The following is a 16,913-nucleotide window of genomic DNA, read 5'->3' as shown; positions in this document are numbered from 1 at the left end:
TGAGCCACCTTTTTTATTTGTCTTTGATTTTTGCTACACTCGCGCCATCGCTCCATTAGCTAAACACCTAACTATGCCCGCTCCGCACCAAAAAAACCGAACACATTCAACTAGCCGCGTTCAAGCTAAACGTCCAGCCAAGCAACGCCCTGGTCCTAAACGCGCAACCAAGCCACAGGTTTCGCCTGATCAGGTTAAAGTGGTACTGTTCAATAAGCCTTTTGATGTTCTGTGCCAGTTTACGGACGACCAAAACCGTCAGACGCTCGCCGACTTTATCGATATAAAAGGTGTATATGCAGCAGGAAGACTTGACCGTGATAGCGAAGGTCTGCTGTTGCTCACCAATTGCGGCCGCTTGCAACACAAGCTGACGGAACCGGGGAAAAAAACCGACAAAACCTACTGGGTCCAGGTAGAAGGCGAACCTGACCAAGCTGCTTTGCAGGCACTGCGTGATGGTATCATACTCAAAGATGGTCCTACCCGACCCGCCAAGGTTAACCTGATCACTACACCATCTGTGTGGCCACGTAACCCGCCTATCCGGGAGCGCAAAAACATTCCCACCAGCTGGCTTGAAATCACCATTTCTGAAGGACGTAACCGCCAGGTTCGCCGTATGACAGCGCATGTCGGTCACCCTACGCTGAGATTAATACGTTATCGGATCGGACCCTATACCCTGGATGGGATTGACAATGGTCAGTATCAGGTGGTGAAGGCAAAATAACCCACCGCGAAAAACTTGGGATTAATCAACCCGCGACTTCCGGGCACCTTGATTTACATGCTATAATGCAGCTCACTTTTTTGTAATCAAAATACACAGCGAGTTTATGAGCGATAACAGTCAAATTAAAGTCATCGTCGGTATGTCCGGCGGCGTAGATTCCTCCGTTTCAGCTTACCTGCTAAAACAGCAAGGCTATCAGGTTGAAGGCCTGTTCATGAAGAACTGGGAAGAAGACGATAATGACGAATACTGTGCCGCTGCTGAAGATTTAAAAGATGCTCAGGCTGTCTGCGACAAGCTGGGCATTGAGCTACATACTGTTAATTTTGCCGCAGAATACTGGGACAACGTATTTGAGTACTTTCTAGCCGAATACAAGGCTGGCCGGACTCCAAACCCTGATATCATGTGCAACAAAGAAATCAAATTTAAAGCCTTTCTTGAATTTGCGGCAGAAGCATTGGGTGCCGATTATATCGCGACGGGCCACTATGTACGCCGTGAGGAACGGGATGGTAAGTTTGCCATGTTACGCGGTCTGGATAACAACAAAGATCAGAGTTACTTCCTGTACACGCTCAGTCACGAACACGTAGCACAAACCCTGTTCCCGGTGGGTAACATTGAGAAGCCAGAAGTGCGCCGCATTGCTGAAGAGCAAGATCTGATCACGCATGACAAAAAAGATAGTACAGGAATTTGCTTTATTGGCGAGCGCAAGTTCAAAGACTTCCTGCAAAAATTCCTGCCAGCTCAGCCGGGCAAAATTGAGGACAGCGAAGGCAACCATGTTGGTGAACATGAGGGTCTGATGTACCACACACTTGGCCAACGTAAAGGCCTGCTTATCGGTGGTATGAAAGAAGGCTCTGGCGAGCCCTGGTATGTCGTCGATAAAGACGTCGAGCGCAATGTACTGGTTGTTGGTCAGGGCAAAAACCACCCTCGCCTGTTCAGCAATGGTCTCAATGCGAACCAGCTTCACTGGGTCGACCGTGTCGGTCCACAGGGCACTACCCGTTGCACAGTTAAGACTCGTTATCGCCAGGAAGACATTCCTTGTACATTGCTCGTTGGCCAGGACGGTATGGCACGAGTGTTATTCGATGAGCCACAAAAGGCCGTAACCCCGGGCCAATCTGCGGTATTTTATCAGGACGATGTGTGTCTTGGTGGCGGAATCATTGAATCGGTGATCAAGTAATGCAACGTGACGTCGTGATCCATTGGCAGCCATGTGTCAGGTTGCAAAATTGGTACAAAAATGTGCCCGCTATGGCACTTTTAACGGCCATGAAACAGACAGTTTGTTAAAAAGTATCACTATTACTTCGCCAAAAAACCCACAGGATGTCTACGAAGACCCAGGCGCAGTGAAGCAAGGCTGCCGTGCATTAGTGGACCAGCTGAGTGCTCAGGGCGAAAAAGATGTAGAAATGGTCAAATATGTGGGCAGTCTGATGCAACTTGAACGTGCCTTGTCAGCAAACGGCAAAGCAATGGCTGAACTTGGCAAACGCATCGAGCAGCTTGACAGACAGTTACAGCATTTCGACATCGGCGATGAGCAAATCGTTGGGGCACTTGCGGATATTTACAGTCAGGTAGTCAGCCCAGTTGGCCCGAAAATTCAAATTTTTGGTAAACCTGAGTTGCTCAAACAATCTCATGTACAACATCAGATCCGGGCGCTGTTGCTGGCCGGGATCCGCAGCGCAGTATTATGGCGTCAACTCGGTGGTAAACGCCGTCACTTCTTCTTTGCAAAGAAGAAAATCATTGCCGCTGCACAAAGTTATATTTAAATATCGTTCAAAAACCAATTAGTTAGGAGAAGTTATGGAGCTTTCAGCGTTAACCGCTATCTCTCCAGTAGATGGTCGCTATGGTAGCAAAACCAGTGAGCTGAGAAGTATTTTCAGTGAATTCGGCCTGATCAAGTATCGCGTGACGGTTGAAGTACGTTGGCTACAAGCCCTGGCCAACGCAGCTGCAATCAACGAAGTTCCAGCCTTCAGTGAGCAGGCGAATGCCCTGTTAGACAGCATTGTTGATAACTTCAGTGAAGCCGATGCCGCACGTGTCAAAGAGATTGAGCGTACAACCAATCATGATGTTAAAGCCGTTGAGTATCTGTTAAAAGAGAAAGTGGCAGACAATGCTGAGCTTCAGGCTGTTAACGAATTTATTCACTTTGCCTGTACATCAGAAGACATCAACAACCTGTCGCATGGTCTGATGCTGAGTGAAGCTCGCGATCAGGTGCTGTTGCCGTACTGTGATAAACTGCTTGCAGCAATCAAAGAAAAAGCGATTGAATACAAATCAGTAGCTATGATGACCCGCACCCACGGTCAACCGGCTTCTCCTTCTACCATGGGTAAAGAGTTCGCGAATGTTTATGTGCGCTTGCAGCGTCAACGTGAGCAAATCGCAAACGTCCAGATCCTGGGTAAAATCAACGGCGCCGTAGGTAACTACAACGCACACCTGAGCGCTTACCCTGAGTATGACTGGCATGCGCATGCCGAGCAATTTGTATCAAGCTTGGGCTTAACCTGGAACGCATTTACCACCCAGATTGAACCGCATGATTATATTGCTGAACTGTTCGACGCTGTGGCACGTTTCAACACCATTTTGCTCGACTTTGACCGCGACATGTGGGGTTACATTGCGCTTAACCACTTTAAGCAAAAAACCATTGCCGGTGAAATTGGCTCTTCGACCATGCCGCATAAGGTAAACCCAATTGACTTCGAAAACTCCGAAGGCAACCTCGGCATTGCGAATGCAATCTTCACTCACCTTGCGCAGAAACTGCCTGTTTCTCGCTGGCAGCGTGACTTGACTGATTCAACAGTGCTACGCAACCTCGGTGTTGGAATGGGTTATACCCTGATCGCATACCAGGCGACGCTAAAAGGGATCAGTAAGCTGGAAGTGAATGCAGATCGTCTTCTGGCTGAGCTGGATGAAAACTGGGAACTTCTTGCTGAGCCAATCCAGACGGTAATGCGTAAATACGGCATTGAAAAGCCGTATGAGAAACTAAAAGAACTGACACGTGGCAAACGCGTTAACCAAGAGATCATGGCTGAGTTTATTGATGGCTTAGACCTGCCGGAACAAGTAAAAGCAGACATGAAACTAATGACGCCTGCCAACTATATTGGCCGTGCGGAAGCTTTCATTGATGAGTTAAACTAAACTGAGTTAATCTCACCTAAATCTGAGAAGCGAAAGTTACGGCGCAGTGCCGGGCTTTCGCTTTTTTATTGGAGCTATTTATGTATCAGCTATCTATCAATGCCCTGACCGAGGCTGCTTTCCTGACTCAGTACTGGCAAAAAAAGCCCTTACTTATTAAGCAAGGATTTAGGGATTTCATCGACCCCCTGTCACCCGAAGAGCTGGCTGGTCTTGCGATGGAAGAAAACATAGAATCTCGCATCGTTACCAATCACGACCAGCACTGGGATGCGCATCACGGTCCATTTGACGACTTCACCCTGCTAACAGAGCAACACAGCACTTTGTTAGTGCAAGCCGTTGACCATTGGCACCCTCAGGCCGCAACCTTACTTGAGCCTTTTCGCTTTATTCCAAACTGGCGTATTGATGATCTGATGATCAGTTTTTCAACGCCCGGGGCGGTGTTGGTCCGCACCTCGACCAGTACGATGTCTTTATTATTCAGGGTCAGGGCAAACGACGCTGGCGTGTCGGTATGCCCGATGCAAGCCTGAAGCAATTTGCTCAAAACAAGAGTTTGTTGCAGGTAGAACAGTTCGACGCTGTCATAGACGCAGAGTTAGAGCCTGGAGATATTTTGTACATTCCGCCTGGCTGCCCTCACGAAGGCTATGCTGTTGAGAATGCAATGAACTATTCTGTGGGTTTCAGAGCGCCGGATCAAAGAGATTTGCTTTCCAGCCTCGCCGACCACCTGATAGATTCAGAGTTAGGTTCAACCCGTTACAGTGACCCCGACCTTGCATTGCGCGACTCTTTGGGTGAGATCAGCTGCCAGGACAAAGGTAAGATCCGCAGTATGCTTGAATCGGTGCTCCACGACAGTGACATTTTTGATGAGTGGCTGGGCCGTACACTTAGTGAACCGAAACATGAAATGGACCTGGCACCACTGGATCCACCCTTAGCATTGGATGCCTTACTGGAGGATATTTCATCAGATGATGTTCTGGTACGCTCAGGTGGCGTCAGAGCGCTTTATCAAGTAACGACACAAACTGTGATACTGAGCGTAAATGGACAAAATTTCCCCCTCCCCCTTGAGGTCTTACCAGAAGTAAAAAAACTGACGGATCAGGCGACTACCCCTATTTCTACATTATTGAATGCAATTGAATGTTTGGAATTTAAACAAACTTTAACTACGCTTATAAACGATGGGTCCTTTTATATTGAGGACTGGGTGTAATTACCTGAATCTGAGGGTTAGTCATACAATAACAGGCATCCGCTCTAGCCGATGCCACAATAATAAAGAGCATAGGCTGGTCCCTTGGTCAGGCGTGATTATGATGTTTGATGCGAGGCAATCATGAATTACCACGTCGATAGAGTGAGTTGGCAAAAAACTCAGGGACAACTGCGCCAAATCCGTGAGCGAGTCTTTGTTTACGAACTTCACCTTCCAAAAGAAGTCGAATTTGACCAACACGATAACACCGCCGAGCATGTGCTCGTGCGAGATGAAAACCAGTGCCCTATCGGAACGGGCAGGCTGTGTTGTGACGGTTTGATCAGCCGAATTGCGATTATTCGAGCACACAGAAACCGTGAAGCATATCAATCTTTAATTGGCTTTTTGAGTATTCTGGCTGAACAAAAAGGTTATGAAAATGTGTTTGTACAGTGCATTCTGGATGAAGTCCCAACATTCCTTAAATCCGGTTTTTCCAAACAAGGAAGCGTATTTATGGAAGCAGGCATTCCAAGACAGCGCATGAAATGCCCGGTGAAAGAAATGAACTGTGAGCCGTTTACGATGCTGCACTAGCCCAAAGTTGGTCCTTGCTTGCCAAATCGTATAAACCATGAGCATGCTGGACCAGAATATTGGCGTATTCAGTTTGGGCTTGGTTTGGGCGCTCCGCGGCGAGGATTTTATCCGCTTTGAGTTGCCACTGATAAGAAAAGTGTTTGAGTGCTGCGCGAGCATCTGCGGCGCCGCTCACAGGCATAGCGTCCGTAGGTACTTTACCAGATATAACCCAATACCCTTTGCCTAAGTTGTCTTTGACTTTCCAGACTCCACAAATCGGGGGTAGAATGCGAGATTCTTTCGCCTGGATGTTCAAGCCAAGAATCCCTTTTTCTGCCAGGTATTTTTGTGCTGCCTGCAAAGATGTCTGTTGCCATTGAGCAAGCTGTTGCTGTTGCTCATTAGTTAATTGCGTATCGTGTTTATTCATTATGTGTACTTCATTGCTGTTTTCCCTTACTTTAGGGATTATGCTAGCCGGATGCAAGCGTCAACAAAGTTCAAAACCAGAGCATAGGCTTTGGCTGGCAGCTGGCAACGAGTTATTATTTGCATTTGCACAATAAATAGACTCGGCTAGTATTAAATAACTATTTCAGTGGCCACAGTGGAGCCAATATGCTTCCGCTTTCCATCGCAATTCAGTTCATGATTTTTGCCATCACCTGGTATGGAACAGGCTGGGGTTTTGCCCTGGGTGTTACTGGCTTATCTGGCTTAGGATTGTTTATCCTTCATCGTGCAGCTCAAACACAATCGCCCACAGATGAGGTTGTAGTTAAAGCTGATACAGATGGTCAACACAGTGACCTGAATTGTCTTGAACAACTTGGCCACACCATTACTCCACAACTCAGAGACCAGATTAACAGTGCTCGCCAGCAAACCAAGCAAGCTGTCGATAATATGTCAGCTGAATTTTCTCAGCTTGTTAGCAATATTAGTTCGACGCTCAGCAGTTTAGACAATAGCAGCGCCAATAGCCTGCAGCAAACAGCTCAGCACAGCCGTGATCAGTTAACCCAAATCCTCACGTATCTCGAACAATCCAATGTCAGCCAACAGCAGCGGACAGAGACTTTCAAGACATTGGTAGAACAAAGTAAAGAGTTACAGGCGATGTCAATTGACGTCGCTAAAATTGCTGAGCAAACAAATTTACTCGCTCTTAATGCCTCTATTGAAGCCGCTCGCGCCGGAGACAATGGCCGTGGCTTTGCAGTTGTTGCCGATGAAGTACGTGCGCTTGCTAATTCAAGCGGCGAGACAGGGGTGAAGATAAACAAAATGGTCGAGACCATTGCGCAGGCAATGCAAAGCTCTATGGCCATGATGGAAAGTGAACTGGCGGAGCGCCAGGCACTGACAGATAAATATCAGCAACAAATCAATGAAGTGATTGATACCTGGCTCACCTTATCACAAAACGTAGAGCAACAGGCGCAAGTGCTGCAAACCTCAAATGAGGACAATCGGCAAAAAATCTCAGAAATCCTGGTCGACTTGCAGTTTCAGGACCGCGTCGATCAGATCCAGGATAGCGTTACGATTGCATTGGATATCATGACTCAGGAGTTAGACCTGTTTATCGAGCAGCGCCGCAGCAGCAACAATGCTCGCTTCAATCACGAGCGGATCAGTGAGGCGTTATCACGTACCGCTGCAACACGAGAGCAACGGCATATTTTGGCGACAAAAAGTGGCAGTGCCAAGAATGATAACGACGACACAGTCGACGATCTCACTTTTTTCTGACATACAACATGAGGGTAAGTTATGAGCAAGACCATATTAGTGGTTGATGATTCCGATTCATTAAGACAAGTCGTCAATATCGCACTGACAGGTGCTGGCTATCAGGTAATAGAAGCATGTGATGGCAAGGATGCACTGAGTAAACTTAACGGCAACAAGGTACACCTCATCATCAGCGACGTGAACATGCCCAATATGAATGGCATTGAGTTCGTCAAAAATGTTAAACAACTCCCGCAGTATAAGTTCACCCCTGTGATTATGCTGACCACAGAAAACCAGCAAAGTATGATGGAAGAAGGTAAAAAAGCCGGTGCGAAGGCCTGGATGGTCAAACCCTTCAAGCCTGCGCAAATGCTTCAGGCAGTATCTAAACTACTGATGATGTGACTGCCATGTCCGAGTGTTTTAAGTTTCCAGCGGAGCTGACCATCTACGAAGTACAGGATGTACATACAGAGCTTATCGCTTTTTTGGCTGGAAAAACGGAAGTCGCACTGGATCTAAGCCTGGTCGAAGAGCTCGACAGTGCCGGGATCCAGCTGGCTATCTGGTTGGTAAATTACTGCCGTAACACAGGTGTTCAGATAGGCACCCTTGCTTTATCCGATCTGCTCACTGCCAGACTGTCTTTATTAAATGTGGCCCTTACTGAGCCCACTACAAGTGAGCCTTAGTCATGTCTGTTGATTTGAGCGCTGCCATTACTACCTTTGTCAATGAATCAAAAGAGCTGCTCGCTGAGATGGAAAACAGCTTACTTGATCTTGAAAGCAGTGAAGCCAGTACTGATCAGGACGAGACTATCAATGCCATCTTCCGCGCCATTCACACCATTAAAGGTAGTGCCGGACTATTCGGCTTTGACTATGTCGTAAGCCTGACACACATTGCCGAAACCGTGCTGGATGACGTCCGGGGTGGTGACAGAGAAATGAGCAAACCCCTGCTCTCTTTGTATCTGGAAACCGGTGATTTATGTGATGAATTGATCATGCTCGCCGCATCGGAAAATGAGCCAAGTGCGCAACAACTTAGCCAGCTTGCAAAGCTCACCGAGCAATTCAGTGCATTTACCAAAAGCGTCGACACACCACAAAACACAGAGGCTGATAGTGAAACACAGCCGCAAGATGGAACCTGGTTTTTGTGTTTTGTTCCTAACGAAAATGTGCTGCGTAACGGTCTGGATCCGTACCCATTTATTCACTTTTTGAACAACGAGGTGGAGTCCCTTGAAGTAGCCACCAATTGCACTGCACTCAATGCCGAAACGCCCTACGACCCTGAATCCTGTTACCTGGCCTTTTTGATGTTATTTCATACCAGCCAGAACAAGGACGTGATAGAAGACGTGTTCGAATTTATAAAAAATGATGCGGTGGTTGAGATTTTGCCGCCAGGTCAGTGTCACTACGACGCCATTACCGATTGCGTAAAGCACTTTCCAGACCCGTCACAGTTTCATGCCACCCTGGCAAGACTGACACAATCGCGCCTGCCGGCTCAGCCATTGGATCCTGCGTCAGTGCCAGATGAAGCCGTGCCACCAGCTCAGACAAAAGGTAAGAAAAAAAATAAGCTCCACACCAGTAAAACCCTACGAGTTGAAGCCATGAAACTCGACCGATTGATCGATCAGGTTGGGGAAATGGTGATCACAGGTGCCCGTACCAACTTGCTGGCACACGAAACGGGTAACGAAACACTGATTGAAGCTATGGCCCTGCTAGAACGACTGGTTGAAAACATTCGTGACAGCTCGTTAAAACTGCGCATGGTCCAGATTGGTGAAACCTTCAATAAGTTCAAACGGGTTGTTCGCGATGTGGCCGATGAGCTGGGCAAAGAGGTGGAGCTCAATATTGTCGGCGCCGATACCGAGCTGGACAAAACCTTTGTCGAAAAAGTCAGCGACCCACTGATGCACATCATTCGCAATGCCATTGATCATGGCATTGAACCACCCGAGCAGCGACTTGCTGCGGGTAAACCGGCATGTGGCCAGCTAACACTCAAGGCCTATCATGATTCTGGCTCAATCGTCATCGAAATTCAGGATGACGGTCAGGGACTGGATCCAGGCAAGATCCTGGCCCGAGCCATAGAAAATGGCCTGGTCAATCAAGATCATTCGTTACAGGATAAAGAAATCAATCTGCTGATTTTTGAACCGGGGTTTTCTACCGCCGCTACCGTGACCAGTATCTCCGGTCGTGGTGTGGGCATGGACGTGGTAAAACGCAATGTCGAAAGCCTGCGTGGTAGTGTAGAAGTCGACAGCAACAAAGGATTGGGCTCTAAAATTATCATTCGCTTACCGCTTACCTTATCCATCATAGACGGGTTTATGTTTACCGTTGGTGCCGAGGACTATGTGATCCCACTTGATACCGTAGTGGAATGCCTGGAGCTGCACGAGGTGGTGTCTGAGTCTGATATTCAGGATAAAAACTACATTAACCTCAGAACTGAGGTCCTGCCCTTTATTCGTCTGCGCACCCTGTTTGGGATCGAGCAGCAAATAGAACACACGAAGGAATCACTGGTCATCGTCCAGTTTGGCACGCTCAGAGCTGGCCTGGTCGTAGACTCGTTGCAAGGAGAGTTTCAGACCGTAGTAAAACCTCTGGGGAGGCTGTTCGAAGGCCTCAAATGTATCAGCGGCGCAACCATACTCGGCAGTGGTAAAGTGGCTATCATTCTCGATGTCTCTGCCCTGATCCGCACCGCAATTACTATGTACGAGTCCTTAGAACTCAAGCATTAGTCAGATAAATCGGAGCATAAAAATGTTTAAAAATCTGACCATCAAAAACAAAATCATTCTGGCCATGTTTACCATGGGGCTATTACTACTGGTGATTGCCATATCTGTGCAAATGAAAAATGGCCGTATAGAAGGATTTGCCACCGATGTGGGTCAAACCGATATCCCCGAAGCCATCTATGCGCTGAATATGCTCGATGAGCTTGGCGATATGAACAGCAATGTGCTGGAGTACATTGCCGGTGAAGCCGATGAAAAAGCGGACTTTTTGTCTAATTACAGTGAATTTACTAACTATCTGGAAGACCTTAAACGGCTCAACTCTGTTGATACCAGCTACATCCGTCAGCTTGAGGACTTGGTGCGTCGTTATGCAAGCGAAAACCAAGAACTGATCTTTGACCGCTTTGATCCCCTTCAGGAAGAAAAAGCCGTCGAAAAATATGAATACCTCAACCGCGAATTCGCAGAGCCACTGGAAAGCCTGCTCGACTCACAAAAAGAGGCCGAAGTGGCCGATGCCGGCAGCAGCGGCGACTTTGCCGAAGTGGTTAACGATGACTTACCCGGCGTGCGCTACTACCTAGAACTGATCGACGAGCAAGGCGATATGATGAGTTCACTCAATGCCTATATGCGAGGTCGAGTCGGTGCCACAGCCGCCTTCGAAAAAGACGCCCGCACCTTTTCTAACTTTCTATCTGAGCTCAAACCACTGGAAAGAAAACCCCTGGAAATTAAAGCCATTGGTGATATCGAACGCATGTATCTCGGGCTCTATAACGGCGGTAAAGAGATATTCGCTATGTACGACCCCAGACAAAAAATTCAGGCATCTAAAGATGTTGACCGGCTGGAACATGATATTTTTAATAAGATAGAGGAAATACTGGAAAAAATCTCCAATGAGGCGATTGCAGAAAGCACTACCTCACTCAACGACCTGATGTCTGCTGCACGCGACAGCATTCGCCTGGTCTGGGGCTTGCTGGTAGTTGCCATTGTACTTGCTATCGCTACAGCTGCCTTTTTGATCCGCGGCATTGTACTTCCTATTAATGCACTGGCGGATGCCGCAGAAGACTTACGCTCGGGCGAAGGCGACCTGACCCGGCGTATTCCGGATTTTGGCAATGACGAGATTGGCCAAACGGCACAGAGTTTTAACGGTTTTATTGAACGGCTGCAAAACATTCTGCTGGATATTCAGGAGTCCGTCGAGTCCATCGCCCACAGTACCAACGAAGTCAGTACGACCTCTCGCATGCTCAGCTCCACCTCAAACCAACTTGCCGCCAGTGTGGAGGAAACCTCTGCGTCACTGGAGCAAATGAGCTCTTCTATCTCGATGAATACCGAGAATTCAAAAATGACCAACGACATTGCCAAGCAATCCAGCAGTGAAGCAAATGATGGCGGCCAGGCGGTAAAAGACACGGTTCAGGCAATGACTCAGATAGCCGAAAAAATTGGTATCATTGAGGACATAGCCTACAAAACTAACCTGCTGGCACTGAATGCCGCAATTGAGGCTGCCAGAGCCGGTGAACATGGGAAAGGCTTCGCGGTAGTAGCTGACGAAGTGCGTAAACTAGCTGAGCGCTCTCAGGTTGCTGCACAGGACATCAGCACACTGGCCGACAACAGTGTTAAAATAGCTCAACATGCCGGCGCTATGCTCGACAGAATGGTGCCTAACATTGGCAAAACCGCTGATCTGGTACAGGAGATCACCGCCGCCTCCACAGAGCAAAGCACCAGTGTTGCTGAAATCAACCGCACCGTTGCCCAGCTTGATGAAATCGCCCAGCAAAATGCCTCCGCTTCGGAAGAGCTCGCGTCAACCGCTAAGATGGTTCAGGACCAAACTGGAGATATTCGCTCTACCGTGAGCTACTTTAAGTTAAGTAATAATGGTCGGGGCAGCAGCAAAGGACGTTCTTCTCATATAGTCCACGACAACAGTCATAACCGGGAAGACGGTTATACCCCGTTTGATGAGTAATGCGCTATGAATGACTTAATTCACAGCCCGGCTACCACGCCTTACGACCACGATAAGTATCTGGCGTTTGAGCTCAACGGCGCCCCCTATTCAATCAGTATTGCCATTGTCAGGGAGATAATGGAATACATTGAAGTGGACAAAATACCCATGGCGCCCGAGTTTATTATTGGTGCCATCAACCTCAGAGGACTGGTTATCCCGGTTTTTGACTTATCCGTCAGGCTCAACAAACCAGCCCAGGCCATCACTAATCGCACCTGCATTATTGTGGCTGAGTGCGACTACAAAGCACAAAATATTACCGTGGGTTTAAAAGTCGACATGGTCACTAAAGTATTGGATATCCCGGCTCACGAGGTTGACCAGGTGCCCAGTATTGCCGGTCAGTTTCATAGTCGCTTTGTATACGGGCTGGCCAAACTGAAGGACAACCTGATGACAATACTGGATATCACCAAAATACTCACCCTGAATGATGTGCAGTTGTTTGACGACTTACAGCAGCAACACAAACAGCTATCTTTTGAGCTGCCTCTCGACGCTGACTCCAATACCCAGTTCGAGGAGACCTAACATGAGTTCAGAGTCTATAAGAATAAACAATAACACCGATAGCGAAGAGCTCCACTCTCTGTTGGTGTCTATCGGAAATGACACCTTTGGCATACCCATAGACTCGGTCAAAGAAGTGATTGAGCTGACTGACACCACTATGGTGCCTATGTGCAATCAGGTGATCAGAGGCGTGATTAACGTCCGTGGCAGCGTGATCCCCGTACTTGACCTGCAATACCGCCTGATGCTCAAAAACCCTCAGCCCTACAATAAATACAGCTGCATCGTATTATATGACTTCTATGACCCCAGCCTGGATGAAACCATGACGCTTGGCATGTTGGTCAGCAGCGTGATGTCCATCCAATTCATTAACTGCACTCAGCTGGAAGATTCGCCCTCATTTGGTGCCAATATCCCTCGTCATTTCGTCTGGAAAATGGCTAAGATCAATAATCAGCTCACTATTTTGCTGGATATGAAAAGCGTACTCAATATCAGCGAAATCAATACTCAACTGAAGTCCTCTCAGGCCGAGTTTTTTACCCGGTTTTGCCAACGCTAGGTCACTATGGCGATTTCAGCGCTGGAATTTCAACAACTCAATCGGCTGTTTGAACAGCATACCGGAATAAGTCTCGGTAAAAACAAAGCCGATATTGTGGCCAGTCGCCTTGCCAGCCGGCTGCGCGCCAGTCGTAGTCCTTCTTTCAGCAAATATTACCGATTATTACTGACTCCGGAGGGCCAGGATGAGCTGCAGATTTTCATCGATAAGCTGACCACACATGAGACCTATTTTTTTCGCGAGCAGGCCCAGTTTGAGTTTCTTTACCATTATTATCAACACAATCGCCCCAGGCATTCACCTATCCGCGCCTGGAGTGCAGCCTGCTCCAGCGGTGAAGAAGCCTACTCACTCGCGATGATCCTCGACGATCTGTTTTATAATCGCCCCTGGCACGTTATCGGCACGGATATTTCGGAAATGTCGGTGTTGATGGCCAGAGATGCCCGCTATGCGATTTCCACCGTGGGGAAAATTCCTAAACGTTATCGGATCCGCTACTGCATGAAAGGTACTGGTAAAAACGCTGATAATTTTACGCTCATCTCAACGCTGAAAAAACAGTGCAGTTTTCAGGAAGACAACTTATTGAACCTGACCACAGTAGATTTCTCGTTTGATGTAATCTTTCTGCGCAATGTACTTATCTACTTTGACAAACCAAAACAACAAGCCATTCTGAATAATATCATCAAGCGTTTAAACCATGGTGGTTTACTCTTTCTTGGGCACTCGGAAGCCATACGCGATAAACCCGCATGCCTGCAAACCCTGAGCCCATGCATCTATAAGAAGGTAGCCTTATGACCAGCGTCTTTATCATCGATGATTCTGCCCTGATGCGCCAGATCATGAGTGAGGTCATCGCCCATGAGCGCACCTTAAATGTCAGTGGTACAGCACCGGATCCCATCATTGCCGAGCGAAAAATGAAGCTTAACTGGCCAGATGTTATCTTGTTAGACGTCGAGATGCCAAAAATGGATGGCTTAACCTTCCTGAAAAAAATCATGCAGGAACGTCCTACGCCGGTGATAATCTGCTCAGCGCTGGCTCAGGAAAAAACGACCACTGCCATCGAGGCATTGGCCTGTGGGGCGGTCGATGTTATTGCCAAACCCACTCAGGGGCTGGGAGAATTTCTGCACAGCGACTCAGTGTCGCAGATCATTGACGCCATCAAAGCTGCCACCAAAGCCAAAGTTCGTCAGCTAAAGTATCTGGATGAAGGCTCGTTTCGGGAATTGCATACAACGGAAGAGGTACTGCCTGCACACAAGACTGCGCAACCTCCAGAAAGCGCGGGGAAAGTCATAGCCATTGGTGCCTCAACAGGTGGCACAGAGGCAATCGCCCGGCTGCTCCAACTCCTGCCGGCTCTTTCTCCCCCTGTTGTGGTTGTGCAGCATATGCCGGGGAAGTTCACTGCGGCGTTTGCACAACGCCTCAATGACATCACTGCGCATACAGTCCAGGAAGGTCAAACCGCCGTAAGGATCCGCCCAGGCCATGTATATATTGCGCCTGGTGGTCAGCATATGTTGGTAAAACGTCAGGGCTCGGACTACTATTTAGAAATACGCGATGGGCCACTTGTGAGCCGTCATAAACCTTCGGTCGACGTGTTGTTTCGCTCTGTAGCACAATCGGTGGGTAACCATGCCATTGGCGTGATCTTAACCGGTATGGGCAACGACGGGGCAAGTGGTTTGCTGGAAATGAAGCAAAAAGGTGCGGTTACTTTTGCAGAAAGTGAAGCCAGCTGTGTGGTGTTTGGCATGCCAAAAGAAGCCATCGCGAGGGGGGCCGTCGACAAAATCTACGCGCTAAGTAACCTCCCTTACCAGATCCAAAAAGCGCTTGGGTGATCTGTATGAAAAAGCAACTGACTCAACTTCTGGATATTGCCTATCTGAGCTATGATGAGCAAGGTCAGATCGTCGCCCTTTCTGATTCAGCCGAACGCATGCTGGATTTAAAACCCGGCGATGTCCTGTCACAAAAGTTGGTGTTTATTGACGAAGATTTTAAAGAGCTCAGTATTTCAGAGATTTTATTCGACCCAATCTTTGACCAGATAGAGCTTGGCGTCAGTATTGACAACAGCAGCGTTACCTGGGTGAAGTTGTATAGCTTCAGGCAGGATAATATCCACTACATCAGGCTGGAGCCCATAGAAGAGCTGATTTCTGTCAGACGTCTGAATAAACAATTAGCTATCCGCGACCCCCATACCGGCTTACTTTATCGGGATGCCTTCATCAGTAAAATTAAAGAACAACCACATCAGGGTACCATTTGCTGTGTCCGTATCTGTAATTTTCAACGTATTTCTGAGGTGTGGAATATTGGCGTCGCCAACTTGGTATTTATGGAGATCCTTGCACGGTTTCAGGGCGAGTTCGATAAAGGCATTTTTTCAAAACACTCTTCCGATTGTTACTGTGTGTTTATTCCGCAATTTGTGCCCATCAATATAGAAACGCTGTACAAACAGCTGAATGAGCCATTCAACTTTAACGGCAACAGTTTCTACAGTAATGTCTCTCTTGGGTACTATAAAGAACAACCCGACGACGACCATGAGCTGAGTCTCAACAAAGCGGAAATGGCGACCTTTGATTCGCTGGCGGATCATAACCGCCTGGTAGAATTCAAAGATACGCTGGCCAAGCAGATTGAACGACAAAACAAAATTGAAACCGGTCTGCGCAGTGCCCTTTATCAGGGCAATCTGGAGGACAGTTTTGAAGTAGTCTTTCAGCCGATACATGACACCAAAACCGAGCGCCTGATTGGTGCGGAATGTCTGATGCGCTGGGAGCTTGACGGCCAACCTATTCCGCCTACTGAGTTTATTCCTGTCATAGAAAGTACAGGAGAAATCAACAAACTTACGCACTTTACGCTTAGCCAGATCAACGTATTAAAGGCGCTGCTGGCCGAGGAACAAATTGAAGCCAGTTTGTTCCGTTTTGCCATCAATATCAGCGTTGTAGAAATTCTCGATGTAAACTTTACCACCCGACTGCTGCAAGCTCTGGACAGACTGGCACTCAATCCCGCTAAGATAAAACTAGAGCTGACTGAGTCGGCCCTGATTGACAACTTTAATTACATCAATGAGATTTTACAGAAACTACAAAGTCAGGGGCTGATGATATCCATAGATGACTTTGGCACTGGCTACTCCAGCCTGAGTTATTTATGTAAACTGCATTTCGACGAGATAAAAATAGACCGGGCCTTTGTGACTCATGTTGTCAGCGACGGTAAAATGCAGTCTTTATTTAATTCTATTGTGTCACTGGCCAAAAACCTCGATAAGCCTCTGGTTGCTGAGGGCATTGAACACTTAGATCAAATGATTTACGCCAAGGCCAAAGGCGTTGAATATGTGCAGGGCTATTACTACAGTAAACCATTAAGTATTAAAGACTTTGTAGACTATGTTGTCGCCGATAAGTCAAGCTACCTGCACTTTGAAGAGTAACGTATACGATAACGCAT

The 16,913-nt window shown here is 47.6% G+C and carries 16 protein-coding genes and 1 pseudogene; 16 read left to right on the top strand and 1 reads right to left on the bottom strand.

What is annotated here, in order from left to right; translation table 11 throughout:
* Nucleotides 1-73 precede the first annotated feature (73 nt).
* The 6 genes and pseudogenes from ELR70_RS12920 (at nucleotide 74) to ELR70_RS12895 (ending at nucleotide 5,762) form a co-directional block, all read left to right on the top strand.
* Nucleotides 74-733 carry a pseudouridine synthase gene (locus ELR70_RS12920; RefSeq protein WP_054014224.1) on the top strand — a complete coding sequence of 220 codons (660 nt, stop codon included), beginning with the start codon at nucleotides 74-76 and terminating at the stop codon, nucleotides 731-733.
* Between the two features lie 106 nt (nucleotides 734-839).
* Nucleotides 840-1,940 (top strand): tRNA 2-thiouridine(34) synthase MnmA, encoded by a 1,101-nt coding sequence (gene mnmA / locus ELR70_RS12915; RefSeq protein ID WP_054013814.1) that lies wholly within the window; start codon nucleotides 840-842, stop codon nucleotides 1,938-1,940.
* 31 nt (nucleotides 1,941-1,971) lie between these two features.
* Nucleotides 1,972-2,541 (top strand): high frequency lysogenization protein HflD, encoded by a 570-nt coding sequence (gene hflD, locus ELR70_RS12910; RefSeq protein ID WP_128064593.1) that lies wholly within the window; start codon nucleotides 1,972-1,974, stop codon nucleotides 2,539-2,541.
* Between the two features lie 34 nt (nucleotides 2,542-2,575).
* Nucleotides 2,576-3,946 (top strand): adenylosuccinate lyase, encoded by a 1,371-nt coding sequence (gene purB / locus ELR70_RS12905; protein WP_054013816.1) that lies wholly within the window; start codon nucleotides 2,576-2,578, stop codon nucleotides 3,944-3,946.
* An 80-nt stretch (nucleotides 3,947-4,026) separates the two neighbouring features.
* A pseudogene (locus ELR70_RS12900) lies at nucleotides 4,027-5,180 on the top strand (cupin domain-containing protein).
* Between the two features lie 123 nt (nucleotides 5,181-5,303).
* The gene (locus tag ELR70_RS12895; protein ID WP_054013818.1) at nucleotides 5,304-5,762 is read left to right on the top strand and encodes a GNAT family N-acetyltransferase; all 459 of its coding nucleotides are present in this window, start codon (nucleotides 5,304-5,306) and stop codon (nucleotides 5,760-5,762) included.
* Here the strand turns inward: ELR70_RS12895 and ELR70_RS12890 are convergent.
* Complete coding sequence (locus ELR70_RS12890) at nucleotides 5,746-6,177, bottom strand: DUF4826 family protein (RefSeq protein ID WP_054013819.1); 432 nt, start codon at nucleotides 6,175-6,177, stop codon at nucleotides 5,746-5,748. The two genes, ELR70_RS12895 and ELR70_RS12890, sit on opposite strands and share 17 nt — an antisense overlap.
* Nucleotides 6,178-6,365: 188 nt before the next feature.
* Here ELR70_RS12890 and ELR70_RS12885 point away from each other — a divergent pair, with 188 nt between their 5' ends.
* From ELR70_RS12885 to ELR70_RS12840, 10 genes are read left to right on the top strand one after another with little or no spacing between them, the layout of a single operon-like run.
* Nucleotides 6,366-7,502 (top strand): methyl-accepting chemotaxis protein, encoded by a 1,137-nt coding sequence (locus ELR70_RS12885; RefSeq protein WP_054013820.1) that lies wholly within the window; start codon nucleotides 6,366-6,368, stop codon nucleotides 7,500-7,502.
* A gap of 21 nt (nucleotides 7,503-7,523) precedes the next feature.
* A complete protein-coding gene (locus tag ELR70_RS12880; protein WP_046003219.1) occupies nucleotides 7,524-7,892 on the top strand; it encodes a response regulator in 369 nt (122 codons plus the stop codon).
* A gap of 5 nt (nucleotides 7,893-7,897) precedes the next feature.
* Nucleotides 7,898-8,179 carry an STAS domain-containing protein gene (locus ELR70_RS12875; RefSeq protein ID WP_054013821.1) on the top strand — a complete coding sequence of 94 codons (282 nt, stop codon included), beginning with the start codon at nucleotides 7,898-7,900 and terminating at the stop codon, nucleotides 8,177-8,179.
* Nucleotides 8,180-8,181: 2 nt separating this feature from the next.
* Complete coding sequence (locus ELR70_RS12870) at nucleotides 8,182-10,272, top strand: chemotaxis protein CheA (RefSeq protein ID WP_054013822.1); 2,091 nt, start codon at nucleotides 8,182-8,184, stop codon at nucleotides 10,270-10,272.
* A 22-nt stretch (nucleotides 10,273-10,294) separates the two neighbouring features.
* Entirely contained in the window at nucleotides 10,295-12,277 is a 1,983-nt protein-coding gene (locus ELR70_RS12865) for a methyl-accepting chemotaxis protein (RefSeq protein WP_200908184.1), read from the top strand.
* Between the two features lie 6 nt (nucleotides 12,278-12,283).
* Entirely contained in the window at nucleotides 12,284-12,853 is a 570-nt protein-coding gene (locus tag ELR70_RS12860) for a chemotaxis protein CheW (RefSeq protein WP_046003222.1), read from the top strand.
* A gap of 1 nt (nucleotide 12,854) precedes the next feature.
* Nucleotides 12,855-13,400, top strand: coding sequence for a chemotaxis protein CheW (locus ELR70_RS12855; RefSeq protein ID WP_046003223.1), 546 nt, complete (start codon nucleotides 12,855-12,857; stop codon nucleotides 13,398-13,400).
* 6 nt (nucleotides 13,401-13,406) lie between these two features.
* A complete protein-coding gene (locus ELR70_RS12850) occupies nucleotides 13,407-14,210 on the top strand; it encodes a CheR family methyltransferase (protein WP_054013823.1) in 804 nt (267 codons plus the stop codon).
* Entirely contained in the window at nucleotides 14,207-15,271 is a 1,065-nt protein-coding gene (locus ELR70_RS12845; RefSeq protein WP_054013824.1) for a chemotaxis response regulator protein-glutamate methylesterase, read from the top strand. The genes ELR70_RS12850 and ELR70_RS12845 overlap by 4 nt, the downstream gene beginning before the upstream one ends.
* 5 nt (nucleotides 15,272-15,276) lie before the next feature.
* Nucleotides 15,277-16,896: a bifunctional diguanylate cyclase/phosphodiesterase gene (locus tag ELR70_RS12840; RefSeq protein ID WP_054013825.1), complete on the top strand. Its 1,620-nt coding sequence runs from the start codon at nucleotides 15,277-15,279 to the stop codon at nucleotides 16,894-16,896.
* The last annotated feature ends 17 nt before the right edge of the window (nucleotides 16,897-16,913 follow it).

This window comes from Pseudoalteromonas sp. R3 (genome assembly GCF_004014715.1).
In the GTDB taxonomy this organism is placed as follows: Bacteria; Pseudomonadota; Gammaproteobacteria; order Enterobacterales; family Alteromonadaceae; genus Pseudoalteromonas.
Note: the sequence above shows the minus strand (reverse complement) of the source record. Positions and strands in the feature narration are given on the sequence as shown.

What these genes read in the sequence shown, in the direction of transcription:
- ELR70_RS12840 (WP_054013825.1), top strand. Translation starts at nt 15,277, where the DNA reads ATGAAAAAGCAACTGACTCAACTTCTGGATATTGCCTATCTGAGCTAT.
- ELR70_RS12880 (WP_046003219.1), top strand. Translation starts at nt 7,524, where the DNA reads ATGAGCAAGACCATATTAGTGGTTGATGATTCCGATTCATTAAGACAA.
- mnmA (WP_054013814.1), top strand. Translation starts at nt 840, where the DNA reads ATGAGCGATAACAGTCAAATTAAAGTCATCGTCGGTATGTCCGGCGGC.
- ELR70_RS12870 (WP_054013822.1), top strand. Translation starts at nt 8,182, where the DNA reads ATGTCTGTTGATTTGAGCGCTGCCATTACTACCTTTGTCAATGAATCA.
- ELR70_RS12885 (WP_054013820.1), top strand. Translation starts at nt 6,366, where the DNA reads ATGCTTCCGCTTTCCATCGCAATTCAGTTCATGATTTTTGCCATCACC.
- ELR70_RS12845 (WP_054013824.1), top strand. Translation starts at nt 14,207, where the DNA reads ATGACCAGCGTCTTTATCATCGATGATTCTGCCCTGATGCGCCAGATC.
- purB (WP_054013816.1), top strand. Translation starts at nt 2,576, where the DNA reads ATGGAGCTTTCAGCGTTAACCGCTATCTCTCCAGTAGATGGTCGCTAT.
- ELR70_RS12855 (WP_046003223.1), top strand. Translation starts at nt 12,855, where the DNA reads ATGAGTTCAGAGTCTATAAGAATAAACAATAACACCGATAGCGAAGAG.
- ELR70_RS12860 (WP_046003222.1), top strand. Translation starts at nt 12,284, where the DNA reads ATGAATGACTTAATTCACAGCCCGGCTACCACGCCTTACGACCACGAT.
- ELR70_RS12890 (WP_054013819.1), bottom strand. Translation starts at nt 6,177, where the DNA reads ATGAATAAACACGATACGCAATTAACTAATGAGCAACAGCAACAGCTT.
- ELR70_RS12865 (WP_200908184.1), top strand. Translation starts at nt 10,295, where the DNA reads ATGTTTAAAAATCTGACCATCAAAAACAAAATCATTCTGGCCATGTTT.
- ELR70_RS12850 (WP_054013823.1), top strand. Translation starts at nt 13,407, where the DNA reads ATGGCGATTTCAGCGCTGGAATTTCAACAACTCAATCGGCTGTTTGAA.
- hflD (WP_128064593.1), top strand. Translation starts at nt 1,972, where the DNA reads ATGTGTCAGGTTGCAAAATTGGTACAAAAATGTGCCCGCTATGGCACT.
- ELR70_RS12875 (WP_054013821.1), top strand. Translation starts at nt 7,898, where the DNA reads ATGTCCGAGTGTTTTAAGTTTCCAGCGGAGCTGACCATCTACGAAGTA.
- ELR70_RS12920 (WP_054014224.1), top strand. Translation starts at nt 74, where the DNA reads ATGCCCGCTCCGCACCAAAAAAACCGAACACATTCAACTAGCCGCGTT.
- ELR70_RS12895 (WP_054013818.1), top strand. Translation starts at nt 5,304, where the DNA reads ATGAATTACCACGTCGATAGAGTGAGTTGGCAAAAAACTCAGGGACAA.